The 23,672-nt window shown below is 66.8% G+C and carries 17 protein-coding genes and 1 rRNA gene (1 of these 18 cut by a window edge); 11 read left to right on the top strand and 7 right to left on the bottom strand.

The genetic code is table 11. The features are described 5' to 3' along the window. Window positions 1-109 precede the first annotated feature (109 nt). The 5 genes from AMD14_RS22025 to AMD14_RS22005 all read right to left on the bottom strand — a co-directional run bounded on the left by AMD14_RS22025 (window position 110) and on the right by AMD14_RS22005 (window position 5,462). Complete coding sequence (locus tag AMD14_RS22025) at window positions 110-2,320, bottom strand: FUSC family protein (RefSeq protein ID WP_015463798.1); 2,211 nt, start codon at window positions 2,318-2,320, stop codon at window positions 110-112. Continuing rightward, on the bottom strand, window positions 2,317-3,777 hold the full coding sequence (locus tag AMD14_RS22020) for an efflux transporter outer membrane subunit (protein WP_011052884.1): 1,461 nt from the start codon (window positions 3,775-3,777) through the stop codon (window positions 2,317-2,319). The genes AMD14_RS22025 and AMD14_RS22020 overlap by 4 nt, the downstream gene beginning before the upstream one ends. Next, window positions 3,774-4,706, bottom strand: a complete 933-nt coding sequence (locus tag AMD14_RS22015; protein WP_015463797.1) for an efflux RND transporter periplasmic adaptor subunit — start codon at window positions 4,704-4,706, stop codon at window positions 3,774-3,776. The genes AMD14_RS22020 and AMD14_RS22015 overlap by 4 nt, the downstream gene beginning before the upstream one ends. Beyond that, entirely contained in the window at window positions 4,703-4,921 is a 219-nt protein-coding gene (locus AMD14_RS22010) for a DUF1656 domain-containing protein (protein WP_011052882.1), read from the bottom strand. The genes AMD14_RS22015 and AMD14_RS22010 overlap by 4 nt, the downstream gene beginning before the upstream one ends. An 88-nt stretch (window positions 4,922-5,009) precedes the next feature. Beyond that, window positions 5,010-5,462 (bottom strand): MarR family winged helix-turn-helix transcriptional regulator, encoded by a 453-nt coding sequence (locus tag AMD14_RS22005; protein ID WP_005916644.1) that lies wholly within the window; start codon window positions 5,460-5,462, stop codon window positions 5,010-5,012. 130 nt (window positions 5,463-5,592) lie between these two features. On the opposite strand from AMD14_RS22005, the gene folE reads away from it, so the two are divergent. From folE to AMD14_RS21985, 4 genes are all read left to right on the top strand, one after another. After that, complete coding sequence (folE, locus tag AMD14_RS22000; protein ID WP_003489347.1) at window positions 5,593-6,195, top strand: GTP cyclohydrolase I FolE; 603 nt, start codon at window positions 5,593-5,595, stop codon at window positions 6,193-6,195. A gap of 19 nt (window positions 6,196-6,214) precedes the next feature. Beyond that, window positions 6,215-7,684: a DUF3375 domain-containing protein gene (locus tag AMD14_RS21995; protein WP_011052880.1), complete on the top strand. Its 1,470-nt coding sequence runs from the start codon at window positions 6,215-6,217 to the stop codon at window positions 7,682-7,684. After that, a complete protein-coding gene (locus AMD14_RS21990; RefSeq protein ID WP_015463796.1) occupies window positions 7,671-8,372 on the top strand; it encodes a DUF4194 domain-containing protein in 702 nt (233 codons plus the stop codon). Before AMD14_RS21995 ends, AMD14_RS21990 begins: the two co-directional genes overlap by 14 nt. A gap of 715 nt (window positions 8,373-9,087) precedes the next feature. After that, entirely contained in the window at window positions 9,088-13,110 is a 4,023-nt protein-coding gene (locus AMD14_RS21985) for an SbcC/MukB-like Walker B domain-containing protein (RefSeq protein ID WP_011052878.1), read from the top strand. A 77-nt stretch (window positions 13,111-13,187) separates the two neighbouring features. Here AMD14_RS21985 and AMD14_RS21980 read toward each other — a convergent pair whose 3' ends face one another. After that, window positions 13,188-13,967, bottom strand: a complete 780-nt coding sequence (locus AMD14_RS21980) for a sulfite exporter TauE/SafE family protein (RefSeq protein WP_005931282.1) — start codon at window positions 13,965-13,967, stop codon at window positions 13,188-13,190. Window positions 13,968-14,077: 110 nt separating this feature from the next. Between AMD14_RS21980 and AMD14_RS21975 the strand changes: the two genes are divergently transcribed. The 6 genes from AMD14_RS21975 (at window position 14,078) to bphP (ending at window position 21,540) form a co-directional block, all read left to right on the top strand. Further along, complete coding sequence (locus AMD14_RS21975) at window positions 14,078-14,464, top strand: YchJ family protein (RefSeq protein WP_005931279.1); 387 nt, start codon at window positions 14,078-14,080, stop codon at window positions 14,462-14,464. 189 nt (window positions 14,465-14,653) lie between these two features. Continuing rightward, window positions 14,654-14,860, top strand: a complete 207-nt coding sequence (locus AMD14_RS21970) for a hypothetical protein (RefSeq protein ID WP_003489363.1) — start codon at window positions 14,654-14,656, stop codon at window positions 14,858-14,860. A 185-nt stretch (window positions 14,861-15,045) separates the two neighbouring features. Then, entirely contained in the window at window positions 15,046-17,208 is a 2,163-nt protein-coding gene (locus AMD14_RS21965) for a lytic murein transglycosylase (RefSeq protein WP_011052877.1), read from the top strand. A gap of 472 nt (window positions 17,209-17,680) precedes the next feature. Beyond that, entirely contained in the window at window positions 17,681-18,946 is a 1,266-nt protein-coding gene (locus tag AMD14_RS21960; RefSeq protein ID WP_011052876.1) for a TCR/Tet family MFS transporter, read from the top strand. A 99-nt stretch (window positions 18,947-19,045) separates the two neighbouring features. After that, window positions 19,046-19,639, top strand: coding sequence for a biliverdin-producing heme oxygenase (locus AMD14_RS21955; RefSeq protein WP_015472894.1), 594 nt, complete (start codon window positions 19,046-19,048; stop codon window positions 19,637-19,639). Continuing rightward, entirely contained in the window at window positions 19,636-21,540 is a 1,905-nt protein-coding gene (gene bphP / locus AMD14_RS21950) for a bacteriophytochrome BphP (protein ID WP_011052874.1), read from the top strand. The genes AMD14_RS21955 and bphP overlap by 4 nt, the downstream gene beginning before the upstream one ends. A gap of 78 nt (window positions 21,541-21,618) precedes the next feature. On the opposite strand, the gene AMD14_RS21945 is transcribed toward bphP, so the two are convergent. Beyond that, window positions 21,619-22,800, bottom strand: a complete 1,182-nt coding sequence (locus tag AMD14_RS21945) for a benzoate/H(+) symporter BenE family transporter (RefSeq protein ID WP_011052873.1) — start codon at window positions 22,798-22,800, stop codon at window positions 21,619-21,621. 749 nt (window positions 22,801-23,549) lie between these two features. Here AMD14_RS21945 and AMD14_RS21935 point away from each other — a divergent pair. After that, a 16S ribosomal RNA gene (locus AMD14_RS21935) occupies window positions 23,550-23,672 on the top strand (it continues 1,424 nt past the right edge of the window).

Below are 23,672 nucleotides of genomic sequence, written 5' to 3'. Positions count from 1 at the left end.
CGGGCTGGCTGTTTCCTTCTCCCTGCGGGAGAAGGTGCCCGAAGGGCGGATGAGGGTACGAGCGAAGCCTCGTGTAGTTGGAACGACACAAGGGCTTCGCCCCGTACCCTCACCCCAACCCCTCTCCCGTAGGAAGAGGGGCTGACGGCGGCCGAGTGTCGGCGTTCCCATGGGTATGCGGCGCCTTTTGCGCAAACACGCTGTAACGCAAACCAATCAACCCCAACAACGCTTCATCGCGATGCGCGCCTGCCGGCACTTTGCCCACGCGCGCCAGGGAAACATCCAGACGATCACGCAGAGATTCCGGCCCATGCAACGGACGCTTCTGCGCAACCTGCCGCCGGTAGTGCGCAGCCACATCGCGCAGAATCGCGTCCACCGCATCGCGACTGGACGCCGGCAAACCATGCCGTGCGCGGCGCAGCTGCAGGATGTTCAAGCCCACGCGCACTTCGTTGAGCATATCCACCGAGGCCAGCTCGCTGCCTTCCGGGGTCAATGCCAGCCGGGGCGCGAGCAGGCCAAGCAGGTCCAGCATGCGGGCGGCGAAGTGCTGCCGGTCCTGCGCGCCGCGGCCCTCGGCGGCATCGGCCAGCGTGCGCCAGCCCTGGCGCACCAGCCGGCGCGCGCTCCATTCGGCACCCACCGAGCGGAACAAGCGCGTCAGCACCACGGCAAATCCAATCCCCAGCACCATCGCCACCGCCGCGTTGACGAAACTCTGCAGGTTGGCGCTGTAGGTGTTCTGCAGGCTCAGTAGCGCGGTGAGGTTCACCACCAGCGGCAAGGCGATCAGCATGCTCTTGGGGCGATGCAGTAGCGCGCCCAATGGCAGGAAGCCCGCCGCCAGCACCAACACCAGCGTCGGGAAATCGTGGATGGCCGGGAAGATGCCGAACTGATAGATGCCGGCAACCACGCTGGCCACCACCGCCCAGGTCAGGAACGACAGCATGCTCGGCGCAGGGTCGTCCTGGGCGGCGAAAAACGCAGCAGTGACCGCGGCCATCATCGCGCCGTTGCCGCCGCCTTCCCAGCCGATGCCGATCCACAACACGCAGTACGCCATCAGCGCGAAGCCGGCGCTCAGCGCGGAAAACGCGGCCATGCCGAAATCGATATGGCGGGTGGTGCTGGCAGCTCCCGGCGCGTCGGTTGTGTTGCGCGGTGACCAGGTAAGGCGCTGCAGCACTGAAGGCTGCATGCGCGAACGCACAGCAGGTTCGCTTTGTGCAGTGTCAGCCAGTTCGGATGATTCGGCCGTGGCAGGTGGTCTCGCCGCAGCCGGCATCGCGCGCAGCACCGGCGTCGCCGTGCCGTGCACCACCGCCTGCTGCAGCGCGCGGCAGTCCTGCCACAGGTCGAGCAACTCTTCCAGCCGCAGCAGCAGGCTGGCCAGCAGCAGATGTTCGATGTCCTGATCCACCACCGGGCGTAGTGCGGCGATGCGTGCGCGCAAGGCGCCGACGTCCGCATCGCTGGGTGCTTCCTCGCCCTGGTCCACATAGGCTGCGACGTCCTCCAGCAGCGCGGCGGTGGCGAGCGGCAACGCAGACCCATCGCGCTGCAACGCATCCAGCCGATCAGCCATCGACGACAGCACCGGCAACAGCATCAGCATGCGTGCGCGCAGCTGCTCCAGCGTGGGTACGGCACCGGCATGGCGTGGGTCGTCGTGGCGCACGAAGGCGATCAAGGCCTCGAACTGCACCAGATCGGCCGCCAGCCGATTGCGCGGTGCCTGCGATGGGCCGCGCTGCAGCACCTGGCGGCACCACTGCGCCGCGTCCTGCATCCAGTTACCGATCCGCGCGGTGAGCATCGGCTTGACCGAGGCCGGGAACAGCAGCGACGCGAAGAGCACCGCCATCACCGTGCCCAGGATGATTTCTTCGCTGCGGGCCACGACGGTGTCGAAGATGCTTTCCGGCGAGGTGACCGCAGGAAACCCGATGAACGCGGTGGTGTAGCCGGCCAGCAGAAACGCATAGCCGCGCGGGCCGCGATTGAGCAGCGCCAGGAACAGGCATGCCGAGAGCCACAGCGCCATCGCCGCGCTCAGCAGCAAGGGCGTTTCCACCAGATTCGGCAGCATCACCAAGGTGGCCACGCCGGCCAGCAAGGTGCCGAGCACGCGGTACACGCCCTTGGCACGGGTGGGGCCGAGCAGTGGTTGCGAGACGATGTAGACCGTGGCCATTGCCCAGTACGGTCGCGACAGATTGCCGGCCAGCGCGACATACAGCGCCGCGATCGAGGCGGCAAAGGTCTTGGCCGAAAACAGCCAGGCCTGGCGATCGCGCAGCAACGGAATCATCGCGCAGCCTTGGTGTGGTTGCGCCCGGCGTCGGCATCCCAACCGCCGCCCAGCGCCAGAAACAGCTGGATCTGGTCCTGCGACACCTGCGCTTGTGCAGTGGCCAGGGTCATGTCGGCGGTGGCCAGGGTGCGCTCGGCGTCCAGGCTGGACAGGTACGGCGTGCGCCCACCCTGATACAGGCGCCGGTTTTGCGCCGACGCCAGCTCGGCCTGCTGTTGCGCCTGTTCCAGCAGATGCAGGCGGTCCAGATCCTGCGCATAGCGCGACAAGGTGGTCTGCACTTCGCGCAAGGCCTGCAGCACGGTGTTGTCGAACTGCGCCAGCGCAGCGTCGGCGCCGGCTTCGGTGGCGCGCACCCGCGCACGTGCGCCGCTGGAGGGCAGCGTCCAGGAAATCAGCGGGCCGAACGACCACGCGTGCGTGGCCGGCTCGCCGAAATCCGCCAGCAGGCCGGTGGCGCCGATCGAACCACCCAGGCGGATGTCCGGGTACAACTCGGCGGTGGCCACGCCGATGCGTGCGGTGGCGGCGGCGAGCCGGCGCTCGGCCTGGCGCACATCCGGGCGGCGCGCCAGCAGCGCGCGCCCATCGCCGATCGGGATCGGCTGCTGCAATGCAGGCGCGTGCGCGCAGCTGTCCACGCCGGCCGGCACCTCGCCGGGGGTCTTGCCGAGCAGCGCGGCCAATTGGTAACCGGCGGCCTGGCGGCGCGCGCGTAGCGGCGGCAGCGACGCTTCCAGCATCGCCACCTGTGCGGTGGCGCGCGCCAGATCGGGCGGCGTGCCGCGACCGGCCGCGATCAGGCGTTGGGTGATCTGGCGGCTGTGTTGCTGCAACTGCAGCGAATGCTCGGCCACCTGCAACTCATGGTTGGCGTGGCAAATCTCCACATAACTGCCGGCCACCTGCGCGGCCACGCTGACGCGCGCCAGATCGATCGCCGCCTGCGCCACCTGGGTGTCGGCGTGCGCGGCTTCGGCACCGCGTTGCAGCTTGCCGAACAGATCGAACTGGTACGACACGCCGAACTTGCCATCGGCCAGGTTGAACACCGGCAATTTTTCTTCCTGCAAAAACGCCTCGGCCGACACCTGCGCGCGGCTGACGCCGGCTTCCACTTCGTAATCGAAACCGCCGGCATCCATGGCCTGTTCGTAGACCGCAGCGGCGCGGCGCAGATTGGCACCGGCCACCTTCAGCTCGATGTTGTCGCGCAGCGCCTGCTCGATCAGGCCATCCAGCATCGGGTCCTGATACAGCGCCCACCAGCGCGCCGGCAGCGCGGCACCGGGTTGCACCTGCGCGTTGCCAGTGTCCAGAAAGGCGGCATTGGCGGCCGGCCGCCGGTAGGCCGACTCGGCCGGCACGGCGTAGTTCGGGCCGACCGTGCTGCAGGCAGTGAGCATGCTCAGCAGTGCGGCCACTCCCAGCGGACGCAAGATCGTGCGGTTCATGGCGCCGCCTTGGCCTGCACACGGGCAGGCGCGACGGCCGGGGTTGCCGGAGCCGTATTGGCCGTGTCGGGCAGAATGCTCACCGTGGCAGTGCGCCCTGCGATCAACTGCACATGCGCAGGTACGCGATCCAGCACGATGCGCACCGGGATGCGTTGCGCCAGCCGTACCCAATCGAACGCCGGCGTGACATTGGGCAATGCGCCTGCGCTGCCGCTGCGGTAACGGTCTTCGATCCCGGCGGCGATGCTCTGTACATGCCCCTGCAGCGTGACCGGCTCGCCCATCAGCTGTACGTCCACGCGCTGGCCGGGGTGCACGCCCTGCAGGCGGGTTTCTTCGAAGTAGCCATCGACACGGAACGAGCCGGTGTCCAGCACCGCCACCACCGGACGCCCGGCGTTGACGTAGTCGCCCACCCGCACGGTGCGGTCGCTGACGCGACCGTCGGCCGGGCTGCGCACCTGGGTGCGGTCCAGGTTGAGCTGGGCCAGATCCACCGCCGATTGCGCGGTGGCCACTGCGGCCTGCGCCTTTTGTACGTTGGAGCGGCGCACTTCGGCATCTTCGGCGGCGACCAGGTCCTGCAGGCTGCGGTCGCGCGCGATCTCGCGGCGCAACTGCGTCAGCGTGGCCCGGCGTTCGGCCAGCGCGGCGCGCGCCTGTTCCAGCGCGATCGCGTAGCGCGCGCGGTCCACCACGAACAGCAATTGCCCGCGCCTCACCGGCTGGTTGTCGGCCACGGCCACCGACTCCACCAGCCCGGAGACATCCGGCGCCACCTGCACCACATCGGCGCCCACGTGCGCATCGCGCGTCCACGGCGCCTGCATGTAATACCGCCACAGGTGCTGCAACACCAACGCGGCCACCACCACCATTGACAGGGTCAGCAGTGCCGGCCCCGCGGTCTTGATCAGCTTTTTCACGATTGCATCCAACGGGTAAGGAAGAACAGGCCGCCCAGCAGTGCGATGTACAGCGCCAGGTTGAACAGCGCCGGGTGCCAGATGTAGCGGTAGGCGCCGGCGCGGGTCAGCAGCGCGGCGATGCCTCTGTTGAGCAGATAGGCCAGCGTCATCAACGCCAGCAAGGTGGGTACGAACACACCGTAGAGACTGAATTCGCCGTACATCGGGCACATCCTGGAGAAAGAACCACAACACCCGATGCAGCGCGCACGGGCATCGGAAAGGGCACAACGGGCGTCGCGCGCGACGCCGACAGCCGACTCAGTCGGCCTGGCTCAGCCGCGCATGCGCCTGCGCGATCTGCTCCCACAAGGTCAGTACCACCTGCACGTCGGCATCGCTGAGTGCGCCAAACACCTGCGCACGCAGTGCGTCCAGGCGGATCTCGATCTGGCCAACCAGCGCCTGGCCTGCATCGGTGAGCCACAGCTGGTTGGCGCGGCGGTCGCTGCTGTCGGCCTCGCGGCGCAGCAGGCCCTGCGCGGCCAACTTGTCCAGCAAGCGCACCAGCGAGGGGCCTTCCATGCCCAGTTGCTGGGCCAGCGCCACCTGACGGATGCCGCCGCCGGAGCGCCCGATCATCAGCAATGGCCCGGTGCAGGCGCTGGACAGGTCGAACTCGGAGAACGCCTGGTCGGCCAAGCGTTGCCACTGACGGGCGGCCACCAGCAGGCCGGAACTGAGCTGGGCGCGTGGAGAAAGAGCGGTTTTCATAATAGATAGGATGCTATCAATTCATAAATGAATCAGTAGTCACTGAATATCCGCATGCTGGCGCAACCGCCACTGGGGCGGCCGGGCAGTCCTCAGGTACCATGCTCGCCCCCTTTGGGTGAACCTGCGCATGAGCCAGTCCAACCAGCCCGATTCCCCCGTGACCCAGACCCAGGCCGAAGAGGCCGTGCGCACCCTGTTGCGCTGGGCGGGCGAAGATCCCACGCGTGAGGGCCTGCTGGACACACCGCGCCGGGTGGCCGAAGCCTACGGCGACTGGTTCAGCGGCTATCGGGACGAACCGCGCGAATACCTGGAACGCACGTTCGAGGAAGTGGCCGGCTACGACGAGTTGATCGTGCTGCGCGACATTTCCTACGAAAGCCATTGCGAGCACCACATGGCGCCGATCATCGGCAAGGTGCACGTGGGCTATCTGCCGCGTGGCAAGGTCGTCGGCATCAGCAAGCTGGCGCGCGTGGTGGAAAGCTATGCGCGCCGCTTCCAGGTGCAGGAAAAGATGACCGCGCAGATCGCCCAATGCATCCAGGACGTGCTGCAGCCGCTTGGCGTGGGCGTGGTGGTGGAAGGCGCGCACGAGTGCATGACCACCCGCGGCATCCACAAGCGCGGCGTCAGCATGGTGACCTCCAAGATGCTGGGCAGCTTCCGCGAGGACGCGCGCACCCGCGCCGAATTCCTGCAGTTCATCGAAGTGGGCGGCAAGCGTTGAGGCAGTCGCGGCAGCGCCCATGAAGCACCAGGCCCGTATCGCCGGCTATCGGCAACTGCGCGAGCAGCCGGTATGGAAACTGCTTGCCGCCGACCACGCACCCGAACTGATCGGCCTGCTGCAGACGGTGCTGATGGATGGCGAACGCCGCCTGCCTTCGGCGGTGTTGCACGCGCGTTTGCAGCGCCAGCTCGACGCCTTGCGCGCCGACGAGCTCTCGCGTGAACTGCCGCGCACCGCACAGGCGTATCTTGCGCATTGGTTGGCACAGGGCTGGTTGGAACGCCGCCTGCCGGAAGGCGCAGCCGAAGAAGAATACGAACTCTCGCGTGCCGCGACCCAGGCCATCCGCTTCATCGTCGGCCTGCGCGAAAGCAGCAGCAGCGCCACCGAAAGCCGCCTGTCGCTGGTGATCCAGCAACTGGTGCAGTTGGCCGGACAGACCGAAGCCGATCCAGAGCTCCGGCTGGCCGCGCTGCGCGACGAACGTGCGCGCATCGATGCCGAGATCGAACGCGTGGCCTCCGGCCGCGTGGCGGCGCTGGACGGCAAGCGCGCGCTGGAACGTGCACGCGACCTGATCCATCTCTCCGACGAGCTGGCCGAAGATTTCCATCGCGTGCGCGACGACTTCGAGCAGCTCAACCGCCAATTCCGCGAGCGCATCATCGACGACGAAGGCGCGCGCGGCGACGTGCTCGAACAACTGTTCGACGGCGTGGACGTGATTGCAGACAGCGAAGCCGGGCGCACCTTCGAGGCGTTCTGGAGCCTGCTCAACGACACCCAGCAAAGCAGCCAACTCGACCAGGCGCTGGATGCGCTGCTTGCCCGTGGGTTTGCCCGCAAGCTCGATCGCCGCGAACGCGCCTTCTTGCGCGGGCTGACCGGCACGCTGCTGGAGCGCGGTGGCGAGGTGCACACGGTGATGCAGCATTTCGCGCGCAGCCTGCGCGGTTTCGTGCAAAGCCGTGGGTATCTGGAACAGCGCCGGCTCAATCAATTGCTCAAGCAGGCGCAGGGCGAAGCCTTGCAATTGCGCGACAGCCTGCACGCCACCACCGCCACCGGCTATACGCAGCCGCTCAGCAGCAGCCGCCTGCGCTCGTTGTCGCAATGGCGGCTGCACGATCCACGGCTCACCCAGGTCGATGGACGCGTGCAGGCCGCCGACGCGGCCGAGATCTCGCTGGACAGCGTGGGCGATCTGGTCGCGCAATCGGAGATCGATGTGCGCAGCCTGCGCAACGACCTGCATGAGCTGCTCGGCCAACGCCCGCGGCTGACCATCGGCGACGCCTTGCAACAACGCCCGGCCGTGCAGGGCCTGGGCAGCGTGATCGGATACCTGTCGCTGGGCACGCGCCACGGCATGGTGATCGAAGGACAGATGGAAACGGTGCAATGGGAAGGCAGCGACGGCGCCGTGCGGCGCGCACGCATTCCCTTGGTGTGGTTTACCCGGGAGAAACGCAATGAACTGGTCTGAGGACACTGGCCTATACACCGACGAGGACACCGGGGCGCCGGCCATCGACGACCGCATGCCGATGGCGCAAACATCCAGTGCCGAGCCGCGCGGCGAGCTGTTTTTGGGCGACACCGGCACGCTGCCGTTCGATGCGCGGCGTGCGCTGTGCCAGTTGCTGGCAGGGCCCAGCATCGATGCGCAACGTCACGGCGCGCTGTGGCCGGCGTTGTTGCGCAACGAGGTGGCGATCCGCCAGGTGCTGTGCGAACTGTTTCTGGAGTTGGTGCTCGACCGCGAGGGCGGGGTGGCCTTTACCCGTCAGGCCGACACCGCAGAGCTGGAATCGCCCACGCTGCTGCGCAGTGCGCCGCTGACGTTTATCGAGTCGGTGTTGCTGCTGTTCCTGCGCCAGCAACTGGCCGAGGCCGACACGCGCGGCGAGCGTGCAGTGGTGGACGAGGCGCAGTTGGTGGAAGCCTTGTCGGTGTACGAAAAGAACGTATCCACCGATCGGGCGGGCTTCGCGCGGCGGGTGATGACGGCGATCGGCAAGATGCGCGACAACCAGTTGCTGTCGCGCTTGCGCGGCAGCGAGGAGCGCTATGAAGTGTCGCCGGTGTTGAAGCTGTTATTTTCGGCAGAAGATGTGCAGGCCTTGGTGGTGGCGTATCGGGAGCTCCGTGAGGGCGAGGTTGCGCTGGATTGATGCCTCTTGGATCTCCCTTCTCTCTCCGGGACATTGTCCTCCTTCATGGGGGAGAAGGTGCCCGCAGGGCGGATGAGGGGCTGGTGTCAGGCGGTACTTGAAGTGTTACGGGTTGTATTTGGTAGAGCAAAGCTTTCACGCCCTTGCGGGCGCGAGTCACTTTTCTTTGCTTGTGCAAAGAAAAGTAACCAAAAGAAAGCACACCCCGTCCTCGCGCCCTGCGCGCCTGCGGCGCTGCGGGTGCGCAAGTCCGGCAGAAATTTTTGTAAGGGACATCCATGTCCCTTACAAAAACGTCGCGCATCCATGCGCGCCGCCCTGCGGGTTGTCTCTGCCGGCCTTGCCGCTGCGGCATGGGGCCCCGACATGCAAACTGCAGAAGCAACAGCAACAGCAACAGCAACAGCAAAGCAGTAAGGCTGGGATGCGGTAACGGAGACGGGGTGATGGTGGTCGCGATCGGCCGATGTCGAAAAAGTGGGTGGTGCAGGTGCTCCAAGGACCGCAATTTTCTGTCGCATGCGCGCGACCTTCGCACAACCCGGTCCAAGGCACCTGTTTGTGTAGGAACGACCCTGGTCGCGAGGCCGTCCATGCACTCCATTCGCTACCCTGCTCAAGTTCTTCCCGTAACACCGCACCACAAGGAACTGCTTCACCGCTCGTGATGGTCTGTCCTTGGCGTCTCTTTCGTTTCGTTTTTGGTGAGTGAGCAATGAATTCCCAGTCCAATCTGTCGCCGGCGCAGCCGGGTGCCTCCTTGTTTGCCGAGACGCTCGCCGAGCAACGTGCGCAGCAGTTCCGCATGCGGCGCTTGCAGGTGCACAACTGGGGCACCTTCAATGGGCTGACCGAAGTGCCAATCGCGCAGAAGGGCTTCCTGTTCGTTGGGCGTTCGGGCTCGGGCAAGTCCACCTTGCTGGATGCGATGTCGGCATTGTTGACGCCGCCGAGCATCGTCGACTTCAACGCTGCCGCGCGCGAAGCCGAACGCAGTGGGCGCGATCGGAGTCTGGTGTCGTATGTACGCGGTGCGTGGGCCGATCAGCAGGACAGCGCGTCCGGCGAAATCGCCACGCAATACCTGCGCAAGGGCGCCACCTGGACCGCATTGGTGTTGGAGTACGCGAACGCGCATGGCCAGACGGTGAGCCTGATCCGGTTGTTCTGGATCGCCGGCAGCGGTAACGCGGCGGCCGATGTGCGGCGTCACTACATGGTCGCGCCACGCCGTTTCGACGTGGCGACCGAGCTGGATGGCTTCGATCTCGACCTGCGCAAGCTCAAGGCGCGATTGGGCGATGAAGTTGCGCATTTCGACGGCTTCGCCGGCTATGCCGAACGCTTCCGGCATGCGCTGGGCATCGGCAACGAGATGGCGCTGCGGCTGTTGCACAAGACCCAGTCGGCCAAGAACCTGGGCGATCTCAATGCATTCCTGCGCGGTTTCATGCTGGACGAGCCGCGGACCTTCGAAGCGGCCGACCGGCTGGTGGAAGATTTTGCCGAGCTCGATGGCGCGCACCATGCGGTGGTCACCGCCCGGCGCCAGGTGGAAACCCTGACCCCTGCGCGCGAGCACCACGCGGCGCTGATGGCGCTGCGCCACAGCGTCGGCGAGTTGCGCGAGTTGCAGCTGGGCGTGGACAGCTACCGCGAGCAGCAGCGGCTGGCCTTGCTGGAGGAGCGGCTGCAGGAGCTGGACAACCAGGACCGTGGACTGGCCGGCGAAGAAGGCCAGCGCCGCGAATCGCTGGATAACCACGAACAAAAACTGGTCGGCCTGGAGCGCGAGCAGCGCGCCGCCGGGGGCGAGCAGGTCGAAGAACTGGAACGCGAACGCGCACGCGTCGAGCGCGAGCGCGACGAACGCCTGCGCCGCCGTGCACAGATCGAACAGGCCTGCCGCCAGCTCGGTACCGCCCTGGCGGCCGGCGCCAGCGGCTTTGCCGCGCAGATTGCGCATGCGCAGACCGTGCTGGATAACGGCAAGCACGACGCCAGCGCGCTGGATGACGCCATCGCCGAGCGCATGGGTGCGCGGCGCGACGACGAGCGCCGCTTTGCCGAAATCCGCACCGAACTGGAGGCCCTGAAACGCGCGCCATCGAGCATGCCGGCACCGATGCAGGCCTTGCGCGCGCGGCTGTGCGAAGACACCGGCATTGCCGAGGCCGCGCTGCCGTTCGTTGGCGAGCTGGTGCAGGTACGCGAGGACCAGACGGCCTGGCGCGGCGCGATCGAGCGTGTGTTGCACGGCTTTGCGCAATCGCTGCTGGTGGACGAGCGGCATTACGCGCAGGTCAGCGAATGGGTCAACCGCACCCATATCGGTACGCGCCTGGTGTACTTCCGTGTGCGCCGCAACGACGAGCTGCATTCGCGGCGGGTCGATCCCGGCGCGCTGCCCGGCAAGCTGCAATTGCGCGAGCACGCCTTTACCGAATGGCTGCGCAACGAGCTGACCCGCCGTTTCGACTACGCCTGCGTGGACAACGCCGCAGCGCTGCGCAACGCCGACCGCGCAATCACCCGCGAGGGCCAGGTCAAGCATCCTGGCGATCGCTATGAGAAGGACGACCGCCACGCGGTCAACGACCGCAAGCGTTGGCTGCTCGGTCACGACAACCGCGACAAGCTCAAGGTGTTCGAACGCGAAGCGCAGACGCTGGCTCAGCGCATCGCCAGCTGCGATGCCGATGTGGCAGCGCTGCGCAAGCAGCGTGAGCAGGACCAGGAACGCCAACTGGCCGCGCACACCCTGGTGGAGCGCGACTGGGACGAGATCGACGTCGGCCCCAAGCTGCAGCGCCTGAGCGATATCGACGAACAGTTGGTGCAGCTGCGCGAAGGCAACAGCGGCCTGCGTGCGCTCGGCCAGGCCATCGACACCGCACGCACCCTGCGCGAACAGGCCAAGCGCACCTACGAAGATGTGCGGCTGGAGCGCGCGCAACTGGCGCGCGAGCGCGTGCGGCTCGAACAGCAGCAGGCGGCCTGCGCGGGCCGCGCAGGTTCCGCCACGCTCACGCCCACCCAGTTGCAGGGCTTGCGGGAACGGCTTGCCGCATTGACGCCGCTGTCGCTGGACAATCTGGAAGCGCATTTCCGCGTGGTCGAACGTGGCCTGGCCGAGCAGCTGGCCGACAGCCAGGGCCGCGACAGCCGGCTCAGCGCGCAGTTGCTGGAGTGCTTCCGCAAGTATTGCCAGCAATGGCCCGAAGACAGCGGCGATTTCACCGTGAGCCTTGCCAGCGCCGACGATTTCCTAGCGCGTCTGGACCGGCTGGAAAGCGATGGCCTGCCGCGTCACGAGCATCGTTTCTTCGACCTGTTGCAGACCCAGAGCAAGAACAACCTGCTGGCCTTGCAGCGCCACACCGCCGAAGCCCACAAGGGCATCAAGCAGCGCATGGACGAGGTCAACGCCAGTCTGGAGCAGGTGCCGTTCAATCGCGACACCGTGCTGACCATCGAGGTCGGCGACCGCCGCCTGGCCGAGGTGCAGGAATTCCAGCAGCAGTTGCGCGCGGTGCTGTCGCATCAACAGACCGAAGACCGTGCCCTGGCCGAAGCGCAGTTTTCCACCTTGCGTGCGCTGGTGGCACGCCTGGGCGCGCAGGAACCGGAGGCACGCCGCTGGCGCGAACAGGTGCTGGATGTGCGCCTGCATGTGGAGTTCATCGGTGTGGAACTGGACGCACAGACGCGCGCGCAGGTGGAGATCTACCGCAGCGGCGCCGGCAAGTCCGGCGGTCAGCGCCAGAAACTGGCAACCACGTGCCTGGCGGCCGCGCTGCGTTACCAGCTCGGCGGCGAAGACGGCGAACTGCCGCGCTACTGCGCGGTAGTGCTGGACGAAGCCTTCGACAAGGCCGACAACGAATTCACCGCACTGGCGATGAATATCTTCGAGAACTTCGGCTTCCAGATGGTGGTGGCCACGCCGTTGAAGTCGGTGATGACCTTGGAGCCCTTCATCGGTGGTGCGTGCTTTGTCGAAATCAGCGGCCGTCATAACTCCGGCGTGTTGCTGATCGAATACGACGAGCAGGCACAGCGATTGAAGCTGCCGGAGCGCTCGCGCGGCGATGAGCCGGCAGTTGCCGATGCCACTGACGCTGCGCCGTCGATCGAGGCTGCGGCCGAGTCAGCAGGAGTGCAGGGCGCTGCAAGCGCAGATGGCATGGCAACCAACGGCGTCCCAATGCACACGGCATCGCCTGCGACGGAGGAGACCCCGCCCGCAGCGCAGGAAACGCAGACTGGTCAGCGCAAGCCGGCAGTCGCGACGACGAGCAAGCAGAACAAGACCGCCAAGACCGCATCTTCCACGCGCGCTGCGGCACAGCCTCAAGCAAAACGCCCGAAGAAATCGCCTTCGCGCACTCCTGCTCTGGCTGGCAAGCCGGCATCGGACAAACGCCCAGCGGGCGTGCCGGCGGTGTCGTCAGGAGTCGCATCCAGGTCCAACGTGGGCAAGACCACTCGGTCTTCAAAAACGCCGGGCAAGCCGATTGCGGCCACAAGCGCATCCAACGCCACATCCAGGAAGGTCGCCGCCGCATCTGCGGCATTGAAAACTGCCGCAGCCAAGCCACGTGCAACAGCCGCATCGACTGGTCAGCCAGCGCGCGGCGCCGGCAAGACAACCTCGACGCGCGCGGTGGCTAAACCGTCACCGGCCACAACGCGCGGCGCCAAGGCAGGCGCCCCGCGGTCGCGCGGCAAGCGCTGAAGACAGTGCACGGGCGACGCCATCTGCAGGTGGCGTCGCCGTTTCGACTACGCTGCGTTGGCAGCGGGTTCCAGTGATTAGTGCAGCAGATCCCAGCCCATCTTGCCGATCAGTACGATCACCAGTACCAGGAACAATTTGCGGATCAATGGCGTGCCTCCGCGTAACGCCATCCGTGTGCCGGCCACCGCGCCGGCCACGTTCGCCGCCGCCATCGGCAGGCCGATCGCCAGCATCACCTGCCCGCTGGGCAAGAAGAACGACAACGCCGCAAGGTTGGTGGCCAGGTTGACCACCTTCGCCGCCGCTGAGGCGCGCAGGAAATCCAGTCCGAAAAAGCGAATGAACAGAAAGATCAGGAAGCTGCCCGTGCCGGGGCCGAAGAACCCGTCGTAGAAGCCGATGGCCGCTCCCATCGCCAGCGCGGTGGCCAGTTCGCGCCGGCCGACCTGACGTGGCCGATGCAGTGCGCCGAAGTCTTTCTTGACCAGCGTGTAGATCAGCATCGCGATCAGCAGCATCAGAATCAGCGGCCGCACCGCCTGCCTGGGCATCAGGCTGACGGCGGTCGCGCCCAGGAACGAGAACGTAAACGCCGCGGCGGTGGCATACAGCACCGGCCGCCACGGAAAGCGCACCGTGCGCGCGTATCGCCACGCCGACGCAGCGGTGCCGAACATTGCGCTGAACTTGTTGGTGCCGAGAATCAGCGACGGCGCCTGCTGCGGCAGCGTCGCAAACAGCCCCGGCAACTGGATCAATCCGCCACCGCCGACCGCCGCATCCACCAACCCGGCCACGAACGCAATGCACAGCAGCCACGGCAATTCGGTGGGAATCAATTCCAGCAAGACCACGCTCCGCGCAACGGGGGCGACAGCATAGCCGCCGCTCCCGCTTCCCGCTTCGCAACGCAATCCCCAATCCCCAATCCCCAATCCCCAATCCCATCCCGCACAATCCCCGCATGCCGACCACACCCACCGACCCCTGTCCCTGCGGCCGCCCGGCCGATTACGCACGTTGTTGCGGCCCATATCACGCCGGTGCCGCCGCGCCCGACGCCGAGACGTTGATGCGCGCGCGCTACAGCGCCTACGTGCGCCGCGATGCTGCGTACCTGCTGGCCAGCTGGCATCCGTCCACGCGCCCGGCCGCGCTGTCGCTGGACGAAGGCGGGCGCACCACCTGGCTTGGCCTGACCGTGCAGCGCACCCTCGATACCGGCCCCGAAACAGCCGAGGTGGTCTTCCTGGCACGCTATCGCATCGGTGGCGGCAGCGCAGTCCGCATGACCGAACACAGCCGTTTCGTGCGCGAGGCAGGTCACTGGTTCTACCTCGACGCACGTTGATCCTCCACGTCGACCGTTGCCCCCCACCCAACCAGACGTCGCCAGCCGCCGCGCGCCCCTCGATGCGCGGCCCACCAGGCCTGTTTCGCCCGACGAACGGTCTTCACTCCCCTACTTGTCGACGCCGCGTTCGCAGCCGATCGCCGAAGCTTGCCGCCCAGGCGAACTCCGCCGCGGGGGACTTGGATCATGGCAACCTTCAATCTCTGGCAATGGGTGCTTCTGGCGGCGGTCGTGTTCGCGATCGTGCTGCCGGCGTGCGTGGCCACCGCGCTGATTCGCTTCGGCCCGCGCCACGATGCACCGCGCCATGCCCGCACCCGCCGAGTGACCGAAAACGCCCCGACCGCGCCGGCCCTGTCGATGCTGACCGGGATCGCCGGCGACGGCAGCTGAGCCAGTCGGAGCGGCGGCACGATCGCTCGCATCGAGCCTCCGGCCTCACCCAGGAACGCATCACGCATCACGCATCGCCATCCTGCACGCCTGCCACCACCCAGGTTGGCTATGCTCGGCGGCCCGACTTGTCGCGCAGGAGCGCTTCACCGCATGACGTCTGCCCACCCGCCGGCCATCGCGCCATGACGCTGTCCCGGGGCGCGTTGCCGTTCGTGTTGGGACTGCTGCCGCTGGCGGCCTGCGCCGATCCGGCCTTCGATCGCTGCCTGGCTGGCCTGCAGACGCAGGCCGCTGCCAAGGGCGTGGACGCTGCCAGCTTTCAGCGCTTCACCGCCGGGCTGGCGCCCGATTCCAGCGTCCTGCCGCTGCTGGATGCGCAGCCCGAATTCACCACGCCCATCTGGGACTACCTGGCCAGCCTGGTCGACAGCCAGCGCGTCACCGATGGCCAGGCCATGCTGGTCACCCACCGCGAACTGCTCAGCCGCCTGTCCGATCAAACCGGCGTGGACCCAGCCACCATCGTGGCGGTGTGGGGCGTGGAGAGCGATTACGGCCGCGTCACCGGTAAGCGCCCGCTGCTGGTATCGCTGGCCACGCTGTCGTGCGCGGGCCGTCGCCAGCCGTTCTTTCGTGGCGAATTCCTCGCCTTGCTCAGCCTGCTGCAGCAAGGCGATCTGTCGGCGGACGGCCTCACCGGCTCCTGGGCCGGCGCGTTCGGGCAGACCCAGTTCATGCCTTCGACCTACGCCCGCATCGCGGTGGATGGCGACGGCGACGGCCGCCGCGATCTGGTGACCAGCATTCCCGATGCACTGGCCTCCACCGCCAACTACCTGGTCAAGGCCGGCTGGGAACGCGCCCGTCCGTGGGGCATGGAAGTCACCCTGCCGCGCGGTTTCGACGCCAGCAAGGCCGGGCGCACCCGCCGCCAACCGCTGCAGGCCTGGCAAAGCGCCGGCCTGCTCGGCACCGACGGCAAACCGCTGGCACCAACCGGGCTGCCGGCAGAAACGCCGGCCGCCTTGCTGCTGCCGGCCGGCGCCACCGGCCCGGCGTTCCTGGTGTTCCGCAACTACGACGCGATCTACGCCTACAACGCCGCCGAAAGTTACGCGCTGTCCATCGCCCTGCTCGCCGATCGCCTGCGTGGCGGCGCGGGCCTGATCGCGGCCTGGCCTACCGACGATCCCGGCCTGGGCCGGCCCGAACGACGCGAACTGCAGCAGTTGCTGCTCGCCCGCGGCTACCAGATCGGCGAGGCCGACGGCATGGTCGGCAGCGCCACCCGCCGCGCCATCCAGGTCGAGCAGACCCGCCTGGGCCTGCAACCGGCCGACGGCCGTCCGGGCCAACGCATCCTCGCCGCGTTGCGCGCCGCCCCGCCGGTCGCCGGCGCCGCCGCCATGCGCGCCACCGCGTTCAAGCTGCCGGCCGCATACCCGGCCTTCGCCCAATCCCCCAGCGTCCAAAAGGCATCCCCCATGTCCGACACCACCGGCCTGACCACAGGCGATTTCCATGGGTTTCCGTCGTTGCTGATCGACACCCCGTTCTCCACCGCCGCCATCAGCCTGTTCGGTGGCCAGCTGCTCTCGTTCGTGCCCGAGGGCGGACAGGACGTGATGTGGCTTTCGCCCAGCGCCCAGCAACCGCCTACCCCGATCCGCGGCGGTGCGCCGGTGTGCTGGCCGTATTTCGGCCGCCAGGACCAGGCCGGCGACGTTCCCGCCCACGGGTTCGTGCGCACGGTGGCCTGGCAACTCACCGAAAGCCACCGCGAAGACGACGGCACCGTGGTGCTCACGCTCACCCCGCCGCGCTTCGACGACCTGGCGCTGCGCCTGCGCATGACCCTGCGCATCGGCCGCACGCTGGAGCAACGCCTGATCACTGAAAACACCAGCGTCGCCCCGGTGCGTTTCACCCAGGCGTTGCACAACTACTTCCGTGTCGGCGACGCGCTCAAGGTCAGCGTGCAGGGCCTGGATGGCCTGGACTATCTGGATAAATACGAGAACTACGCCACCGCCCACCGCCAGCAAGGCGACTGGAGCCTGCGCGACCCACGCGACCCCGGTCGTAGCGACCGCATCTACACCAACGCCGGCGGCCGCTACACGCTCACCGACCCGGTGCTCGGTCGCCGCATCGTCATCGCCACCGAAGGCAGCCGCTCGCTGGTGGCCTGGAACCCGGGCGAAGACGCCGGCAAGAAGATGGCCGACGTGGGCGAGGGCTGGCGCGACTACGTCTGCCTGGAAGCGGCCAATGCCGGCCCGGACGTCATCGAGCTCGCCCCCGGCGCCAGCCACACCCTGACCCAGACCATCAGCGTCGAGTAGCCGCCCAGGCCCGCGCTGCTTTCTACGCCAATAAAAGCAGCAGAGGCTTCCTTCTCCCACCGGGACATTGTCCCCTTCATGGGGAGGGAAGGTGCCCGTAGGGCGGATGAGGGTGCGTGCGAAGCCTCGTGCACTCGGAATCATTGCGGTGGCTTTTCCCCGTACCCTCGCCCCAACCCCCGCTCCGCGCCCCGGCCGCGCCTACGGTGCGGGCGTTCCAGGGCACGCGCGCCAGTGGCGCGCCAGCCGTGCCTTCTCGCTCCGGGGAGAGAAGGGCTCGAACGACGCATCCTTCTCCCACCGGGACATTGTCGTCCTTCATGGAGGAGAAGGTGGCCCGAAGGGGGGGGGAGGGTCTGGGTGCAGCCTGATGCAGCCCGAACGACAGCAGGTTTCCCAGCAACCACGTGCCACCAGCATCGACCACCCAATCCCTCGCTACACTCGCCGCTTCGCCCAACTGCGCCGCGCGATGTCCCTCTCTCCCGATTCCGCTCCCGTCCCGGGGCGCCGCCGCGCCGCGCTGATCTTCATCTTCATCACCGTCCTGATCGACGTGCTGTCCTTCGGGGTCATCATTCCGGTACTCCCGGATCTGGTGCGCCACTTCACCGGTGGCGACTACGTCGTGGCCGCCGGCTGGATCGGCTGGTTCGGCTTCCTGTTCGCTGCCATCCAGTTCGTCTGCTCGCCGTTGCAGGGCGCGCTCTCCGACCGCTTCGGTCGCCGCCCGGTGATCCTGCTCTCGTGCCTTGGCCTGGGCCTGGACTTCATCCTGATGGCCATTGCCCACAGCCTGCCGATGCTGCTGCTGGCGCGGGTCATCTCCGGCGTGTGCTCGGCCAGCTTCTCCACCGCCAATGCCTACATCGCCGATGTCACCCCACCGGACAAACGCGCCGGCGCATTCGGCATGCTTGGTGCCGCCTTCGGCATCGGCTTTGTCGCCGGCCCGTTGATCGGCGGTTGGCTGGGCAGCATCGGGTTGCGCTGGCCGTTCTGGTTTGCCGCCGGGCTTGCCCTGTTGAACGTGCTGTATGGCTGGTTCGTGCTGCCCGAATCGCTGCCCGCCCAACGCCGCACCGCGCGGCTGGACTGGTCGCACGCCAATCCGCTGGGCGCGCTCAAACTGCTGCGCCGCTACCCGCAGGTGTTCGGCCTGGCGTCGGTGGTGTTCCTGGCCAACCTGGCGCATTACGTCTATCCCAGCATTTTCGTGCTGTTCGCCGGTTACCAATACCATTGGGGCCCGCGCGAAGTGAGCTGGGTACTGGCCGGGGTCGGTATCTGCAGCATCATCGTCAATGCGCTGCTGGTCGGCCGCCTGGTGCGCCGGCTCGGCGAACGCCGCGCGTTGCTGCTGGGGCTGGGCTGCGGGGTGATCGGCTTCATCATCTATGGGCTGGCCGACAGCGGCACTGCCTTCCTGATCGGTGTGCCGATCAGTGCGTTGTGGGCCATTGCCGCACCGTCCGCGCAGGCCCTGATCACCCGTGAGGTCGGCGCCGACGCGCAAGGTCGCGTGCAGGGCGCGCTCACCGGTCTGGTCAGCCTGGCCGGCATCGTCGGTCCACTGTTGTTCGCCAATGTCTTCGCCTGGTTCATCGGCAGCGGTGCGCCGCTGCATCTGCCGGGCGCGCCGTGGTTGCTGGCTGCTGTCCTGCTGGCCGCAGGCTGGGGCATGGCCTGGAAACGGGCCGCGCGCGGCGCCGGCACCACACCCGCGGCGCAGACGTGAAGCCAACCTATTCAGCTTGCGCTCGCGTCTGCTTTTTCTGATTTGCGCAGGCACTGCTAGTCTGGTGTCCTTCGTGCCGCGGCACCGCCTTGAGCCCCTATGGTTTCCGACGTCCTGGCAGTTCCGCCCTCGGCTGCGCTCGCGCTGCGCCATGCCACCCAGGATGCCCATCGCCTGGTCGAAGCGGTGCCGCTGATGCAGGCGTTAGCGCAGGGGCAGGTCGATTCGGCTGCCTATGGGCAGATCCTGCGTCGCCACCACGCCTTGCTGGCCGGCTTCGAAGCGCAGCTCGGCAACTGGCTGACCACCCTGGTCGGCAACGGCTGGCATTACCGCCGTCGCGTGCCGGCACTGCGCGATGACCTGCGCGCGCTCGGCCAGCAACCGGATCTGCCGGCCGCACTGCCCGCCAGCGCCGACGATGCCGCGCGCTGGGGCATGTTGTACGTCATCGAAGGCTCGCAGCTTGGTGGACGGGTGATCGCGCGCAACTTGCGCAAGCAGCAGCCCGCTCTGGCCGGCGCCCTGCGCTATTTCGAGCTGGCCGACGGCGACCCGGCCGGCTGGCGCCGCTTCCAGGCAGCGCTGGATCGGCGCCTGGCCACCCCATCCGCACGCGACGCTGCCATCGGCGGCGCGCAGGCCATGTTCGCCCACTTCCATTCCTGCCTCGCAGCGGAGCCGCAGCCGTGAATCAGCCCACCGAACCTCTGGATATGGATGTCTGCGCGCAGGAACCGATCCATATTCCCGGACTGATCCAGCCCTACGGCGTGTTGCTGGTGATCGAACCGGCCGATGGCCGCATCGTGCAGGCCAGCAGCACCGCCGCCGACCTGCTCGGCGTGCCGATGGATGCCCTGCTGGGCACGCCGTACACCCAGGTGCTGGAACTGCCCGACGCGCAACCGTTCGCAGTGGACGATCAACCGCAGCACCTGCTGCACGCCGATGTGCGCTTCCCGCAGCGCAGCGCGCCGACCGACCACCCCTGGGTGGCCGCCTGGCATCTGTATCCGGAGCAATGGCTGGTCGAGATCGAGCCGCGCGACGCGCGCCTGATGGATGTCACCCTGCGCGAAGCGCTGCCGCTGTTGCGCAGCATCGAGCGCGATGCCGGCATCGACGAAGCGGCGGTGCGCGCGGCCAAGGGCCTGCGCAGCATGATCGGCTTCGACCGCGTGATGGTGTATCGCTTCGACGAAGAGTGGAATGGCGACGTCATCGCCGAAGCGCGCCAGCCCGAACTGGAGGCCTATCTGGGCCTGCACTACCCGGCCAGCGACATCCCGGCGCAGGCACGTGCGCTATACCTGCGCAACCGCGTGCGCCAGATCGCCGATGTGCGGTACCAGCCGTCGCCGATCCAGCCCACCTTGCATCCGCGCCTGGGCACCCCGGTGGATCTGAGCGATGTCAGCCTGCGCAGCGTCTCGCCGGTGCATCTGGAATACCTGGCCAACATGGGCGTCAGCGCCACCCTGGTGTCCTCGATCGTGGTCAACGATGCGCTGTGGGGGCTGATTTCCTGTCACCACTACAGCCCGCACTTCACCAGCCATGCCATGCGCGATGCCACCGATGCGGTGACCCGCGCGCTGGCCGGGCGCATCGGCGCGCTGCAGGCGGTGGGGCGGGCGCGGCTGGAGTCGGTGCTGCTGACCATCCGCGAAAAATTGATCACCGACTTCAACGACGCCGAGCACCTGACCGTGGACATGCTCGCCGACATGGCCCCGGACCTGATGGACGTGGTCGACGCCGATGGCGTGGCGATCTTCCATGGCAATGAAATCAGCCGTCATGGCAGCGTGCCGGATGCAGAGGCGTTGCGCCGCATCCGCGAACATCTCGAATCCGAACACCACGACGCCCTGCGCGAGGATGCGGTCGGCGCCCTGCATGTGGACGCCATCGGCGAGGTGTTCCCGGAGTTGGCCGACCTCGCCCCACTGGCAGCCGGTTTCATCTTCGTGCCGCTGATGCCGCAATCGCGTAGCGCCCTGTTGTGGACCCGCCGCGAGCAGGTGCAGCAGGTCAAATGGGCCGGCAACCCGCAGCTGGCCAAGTTGCAGGACATCCCCAATTCGCGGCTGTCGCCGCGCAAGAGTTTCGATCTGTGGCAGCAGACCGTGCGCGGCCGCGCACGGCGTTGGTCGCCGCTGCATCTGGAATCGGCGCGCAGCCTGCGCGTGCTGATCGAACTGATGGAACGCAAGCGCTTCCAGCAGGACTTCACCCTGCTCGAAGCCTCGCTGTCGCGGCTGCGCGACGGGGTGGCCATTATCGAACGCGGTGCCAAGGGCGCCGCGCACCGGCTGATGTTCGTCAACCCGGCGTTCGCCGAACTCAGCCAGACCGAAGTGGCCGACTTGATCGGTTGCGACATCCTTGCCCTGCTGGACGACGATGCCGCCCGTGGCAAGGTCGAACTGCTCGAAGAGGCGCTGCGCCTGGGCCGCGCCGCCTATGTCACCTTGCCGCTGCGCACCCGTGATGGCGCACCGGTGTATCGCCAGTTCCATCTCGAACCCTTGCCCAGCCCCAGCAGCATCACCGCGCACTGGCTGCTGCAGTTGCGCGACCCGGAGTAAGGGCTAAGGGCGCTGCGATCAACCCGCATGGCCAGCGCATGCGCCTGCCGCACCTCGCTCCATCAGCGGGCACGCGTGCTAAGGCGCTGCTTTCGTCCGCAATGCCAGCAATGTGATCGTTCCGGCCACCAAGCCCCAGAATGCCGCGCCGATCCCGCCCAGCGTCAGCCCGGAGGCGGTGACCAGAAAGGTGATCAACGCCGCTTCGCGCTCGCTGTCCTCGCGCAATGCCGCCGCCAGGCTATTTCCGATAGTGCCTAATAGCGCGATCCCGGCGATCGCCATCACCAGTTCACGTGGGAAGGCCGCAAACACCGCTGCCACGGTCGCACCGAACAACCCCACCACCACGTAGAACACGCCCGCGCTGACCGCAGCGGTGTAGCGCCGAGCCGGATCTTCGTGCGCTTCGCGGCCCATGCAGATCGCCGCAGTAATCGCCGCCAGATTCAATGCAAAGCCGCCGAACGGCGCCAGCACTGCATTGACCACACCGATCCAGCCGACCGTCGGTGAGATCGGCACCGCATAGCCGGACGCCCGGATCACCGCCACGCCCGGCACGTTCTGCGAGGCCATGGTCACCACAAACAACGGAATCGCCAGGCCGAACAGCGCCGCCCACGATAGCGACGGCACCACCAGCACCGGGTGGGCCAGTTGCAGGTGTACGGCCCCCAGCCGCAGCAGTCCGCTGCTGGCGGCGATCGCAATACCCACCAACAAGGTCGCAATCACCGCATAGCGCGCAAACCAGCGCCGCCCGCCCAGATAGGTCGCCAACATCGCCAGCGCCAGCAACACATGGCTCTGCATGGCCACAAAGATGTCCAGGCCGAAGCGCAACAGCACGCCGGCCAGCATCCCGGAGGCAAGGGAGATCGGAACCCGCCGGATCGCCCGTTCGAAGAATCCCGAAAACCCGGCCACCATCCCCAATACCGCGGCCACCACAAACGCACCGACCGCCTCGCGTAATGGCACCCCGGCCGCACTGCCGATCAGCATCGCCGCACCCGGCGTGGACCAGGCCGTGACCACCGGCGCGCGGTAGCGCAGCGACAAGCCGATACACGTCACGCCCATGCCGATGCCCAGCGCCCACATCCACGACGCAAGCTGTGCCTGGTCGGCGCCCAGATGGCGCGCTGCCTCGAACACGATCACCGCAGAGCTGGCGAATCCCACCAGCACGGTGACAAAACCGGCGGCCATCGCAGGCAGGGATAGATCGCGAAGCAGATTGCGGGAAGCGGGCATGAGGGCGCTCTCTGTCTAGACACATGCATTTTCATCTAGCCAACCAGCGATCGATACCGCAGCGTCACGTTTCTGGATGTCGATCGGTGAACTTGCAGCCTGCATGCGTGCGGGAACTGGCCAGAGTGCGCAGCGCGTGCCGTACCCGCGTGGATAGGAGTCGATGTCATGCCAATGTCAAAAAAGTGCTTGCACTTCTGCGTGGTCTCGATAAACTGCGCGGCCTCGCTCAGCACGGCGGCGCTTCTCGAAGCATCGCAACAACGAACGAGGCGAATCGAAAACATCACAGGGTGTTGACGAAACGAAAAAGCCGGCTATGATGGGCGGCTCGCTACACGGAAAGACGCTACGGCGGATGGAGGTGCAGCGGCGGCAACGTCCTCTTCACGAGGGGTTGACGAGGACGAAAAGCCTGCTAATATGGCCGGCTCGCTTCGCAGAAAACCTTCGGGTTCAAACGAAGCAGCGTCAACCACCTCGAAATGAGGTGTTGACGGCAAGAAAAAGTCCGCTATAATGGGCGGCTCGCTTCGGCGGAAACGACGAAGCTGACGGGAGCGGCGCTGAGGCCACTTCCCAATGTTCTTTGACAGTGTGCGCAGGTAATTTGTGCGGACGCCTGCAGGAAGGATGATTGTCCATCTTGCAGACGTTTAATCAAGCAACATATTAATTGCTTTGCAAGCGATAAGTTGCCAGTGGTTGGACTTCTGCAGCTAAAGTATTTGCCTTCGGGCATGTAATTTTAAGTGAAGAGTTTGATCCTGGCTCAGAGTGAACGCTGGCGGCAGGCCTAACACATGCAAGTCGAACGGCAGCACAGTAAGAGCTTGCTCTTATGGGTGGCGAGTGGCGGACGGGTGAGGAAT

The organism is Xanthomonas citri pv. citri (genome assembly GCF_000961215.1).
Lineage (GTDB): Bacteria > Pseudomonadota > Gammaproteobacteria > Xanthomonadales > Xanthomonadaceae > Xanthomonas > Xanthomonas cissicola.
Note: the sequence above shows the minus strand (reverse complement) of the source record. Positions and strands in the feature narration are given on the sequence as shown.

What these genes read in the sequence shown, in the direction of transcription:
- AMD14_RS22025 (WP_015463798.1), bottom strand. Translation starts at nt 2,320, where the DNA reads ATGATTCCGTTGCTGCGCGATCGCCAGGCCTGGCTGTTTTCGGCCAAG.
- AMD14_RS22020 (WP_011052884.1), bottom strand. Translation starts at nt 3,777, where the DNA reads ATGAACCGCACGATCTTGCGTCCGCTGGGAGTGGCCGCACTGCTGAGC.
- AMD14_RS22010 (WP_011052882.1), bottom strand. Translation starts at nt 4,921, where the DNA reads ATGTGCCCGATGTACGGCGAATTCAGTCTCTACGGTGTGTTCGTACCC.
- AMD14_RS22005 (WP_005916644.1), bottom strand. Translation starts at nt 5,462, where the DNA reads ATGAAAACCGCTCTTTCTCCACGCGCCCAGCTCAGTTCCGGCCTGCTG.
- folE (WP_003489347.1), top strand. Translation starts at nt 5,593, where the DNA reads ATGAGCCAGTCCAACCAGCCCGATTCCCCCGTGACCCAGACCCAGGCC.
- AMD14_RS21995 (WP_011052880.1), top strand. Translation starts at nt 6,215, where the DNA reads ATGAAGCACCAGGCCCGTATCGCCGGCTATCGGCAACTGCGCGAGCAG.
- AMD14_RS21990 (WP_015463796.1), top strand. Translation starts at nt 7,671, where the DNA reads ATGAACTGGTCTGAGGACACTGGCCTATACACCGACGAGGACACCGGG.
- AMD14_RS21985 (WP_011052878.1), top strand. Translation starts at nt 9,088, where the DNA reads ATGAATTCCCAGTCCAATCTGTCGCCGGCGCAGCCGGGTGCCTCCTTG.
- AMD14_RS21975 (WP_005931279.1), top strand. Translation starts at nt 14,078, where the DNA reads ATGCCGACCACACCCACCGACCCCTGTCCCTGCGGCCGCCCGGCCGAT.
- AMD14_RS21970 (WP_003489363.1), top strand. Translation starts at nt 14,654, where the DNA reads ATGGCAACCTTCAATCTCTGGCAATGGGTGCTTCTGGCGGCGGTCGTG.
- AMD14_RS21965 (WP_011052877.1), top strand. Translation starts at nt 15,046, where the DNA reads ATGACGCTGTCCCGGGGCGCGTTGCCGTTCGTGTTGGGACTGCTGCCG.
- AMD14_RS21960 (WP_011052876.1), top strand. Translation starts at nt 17,681, where the DNA reads ATGTCCCTCTCTCCCGATTCCGCTCCCGTCCCGGGGCGCCGCCGCGCC.
- AMD14_RS21955 (WP_015472894.1), top strand. Translation starts at nt 19,046, where the DNA reads ATGGTTTCCGACGTCCTGGCAGTTCCGCCCTCGGCTGCGCTCGCGCTG.
- AMD14_RS21945 (WP_011052873.1), bottom strand. Translation starts at nt 22,800, where the DNA reads ATGCCCGCTTCCCGCAATCTGCTTCGCGATCTATCCCTGCCTGCGATG.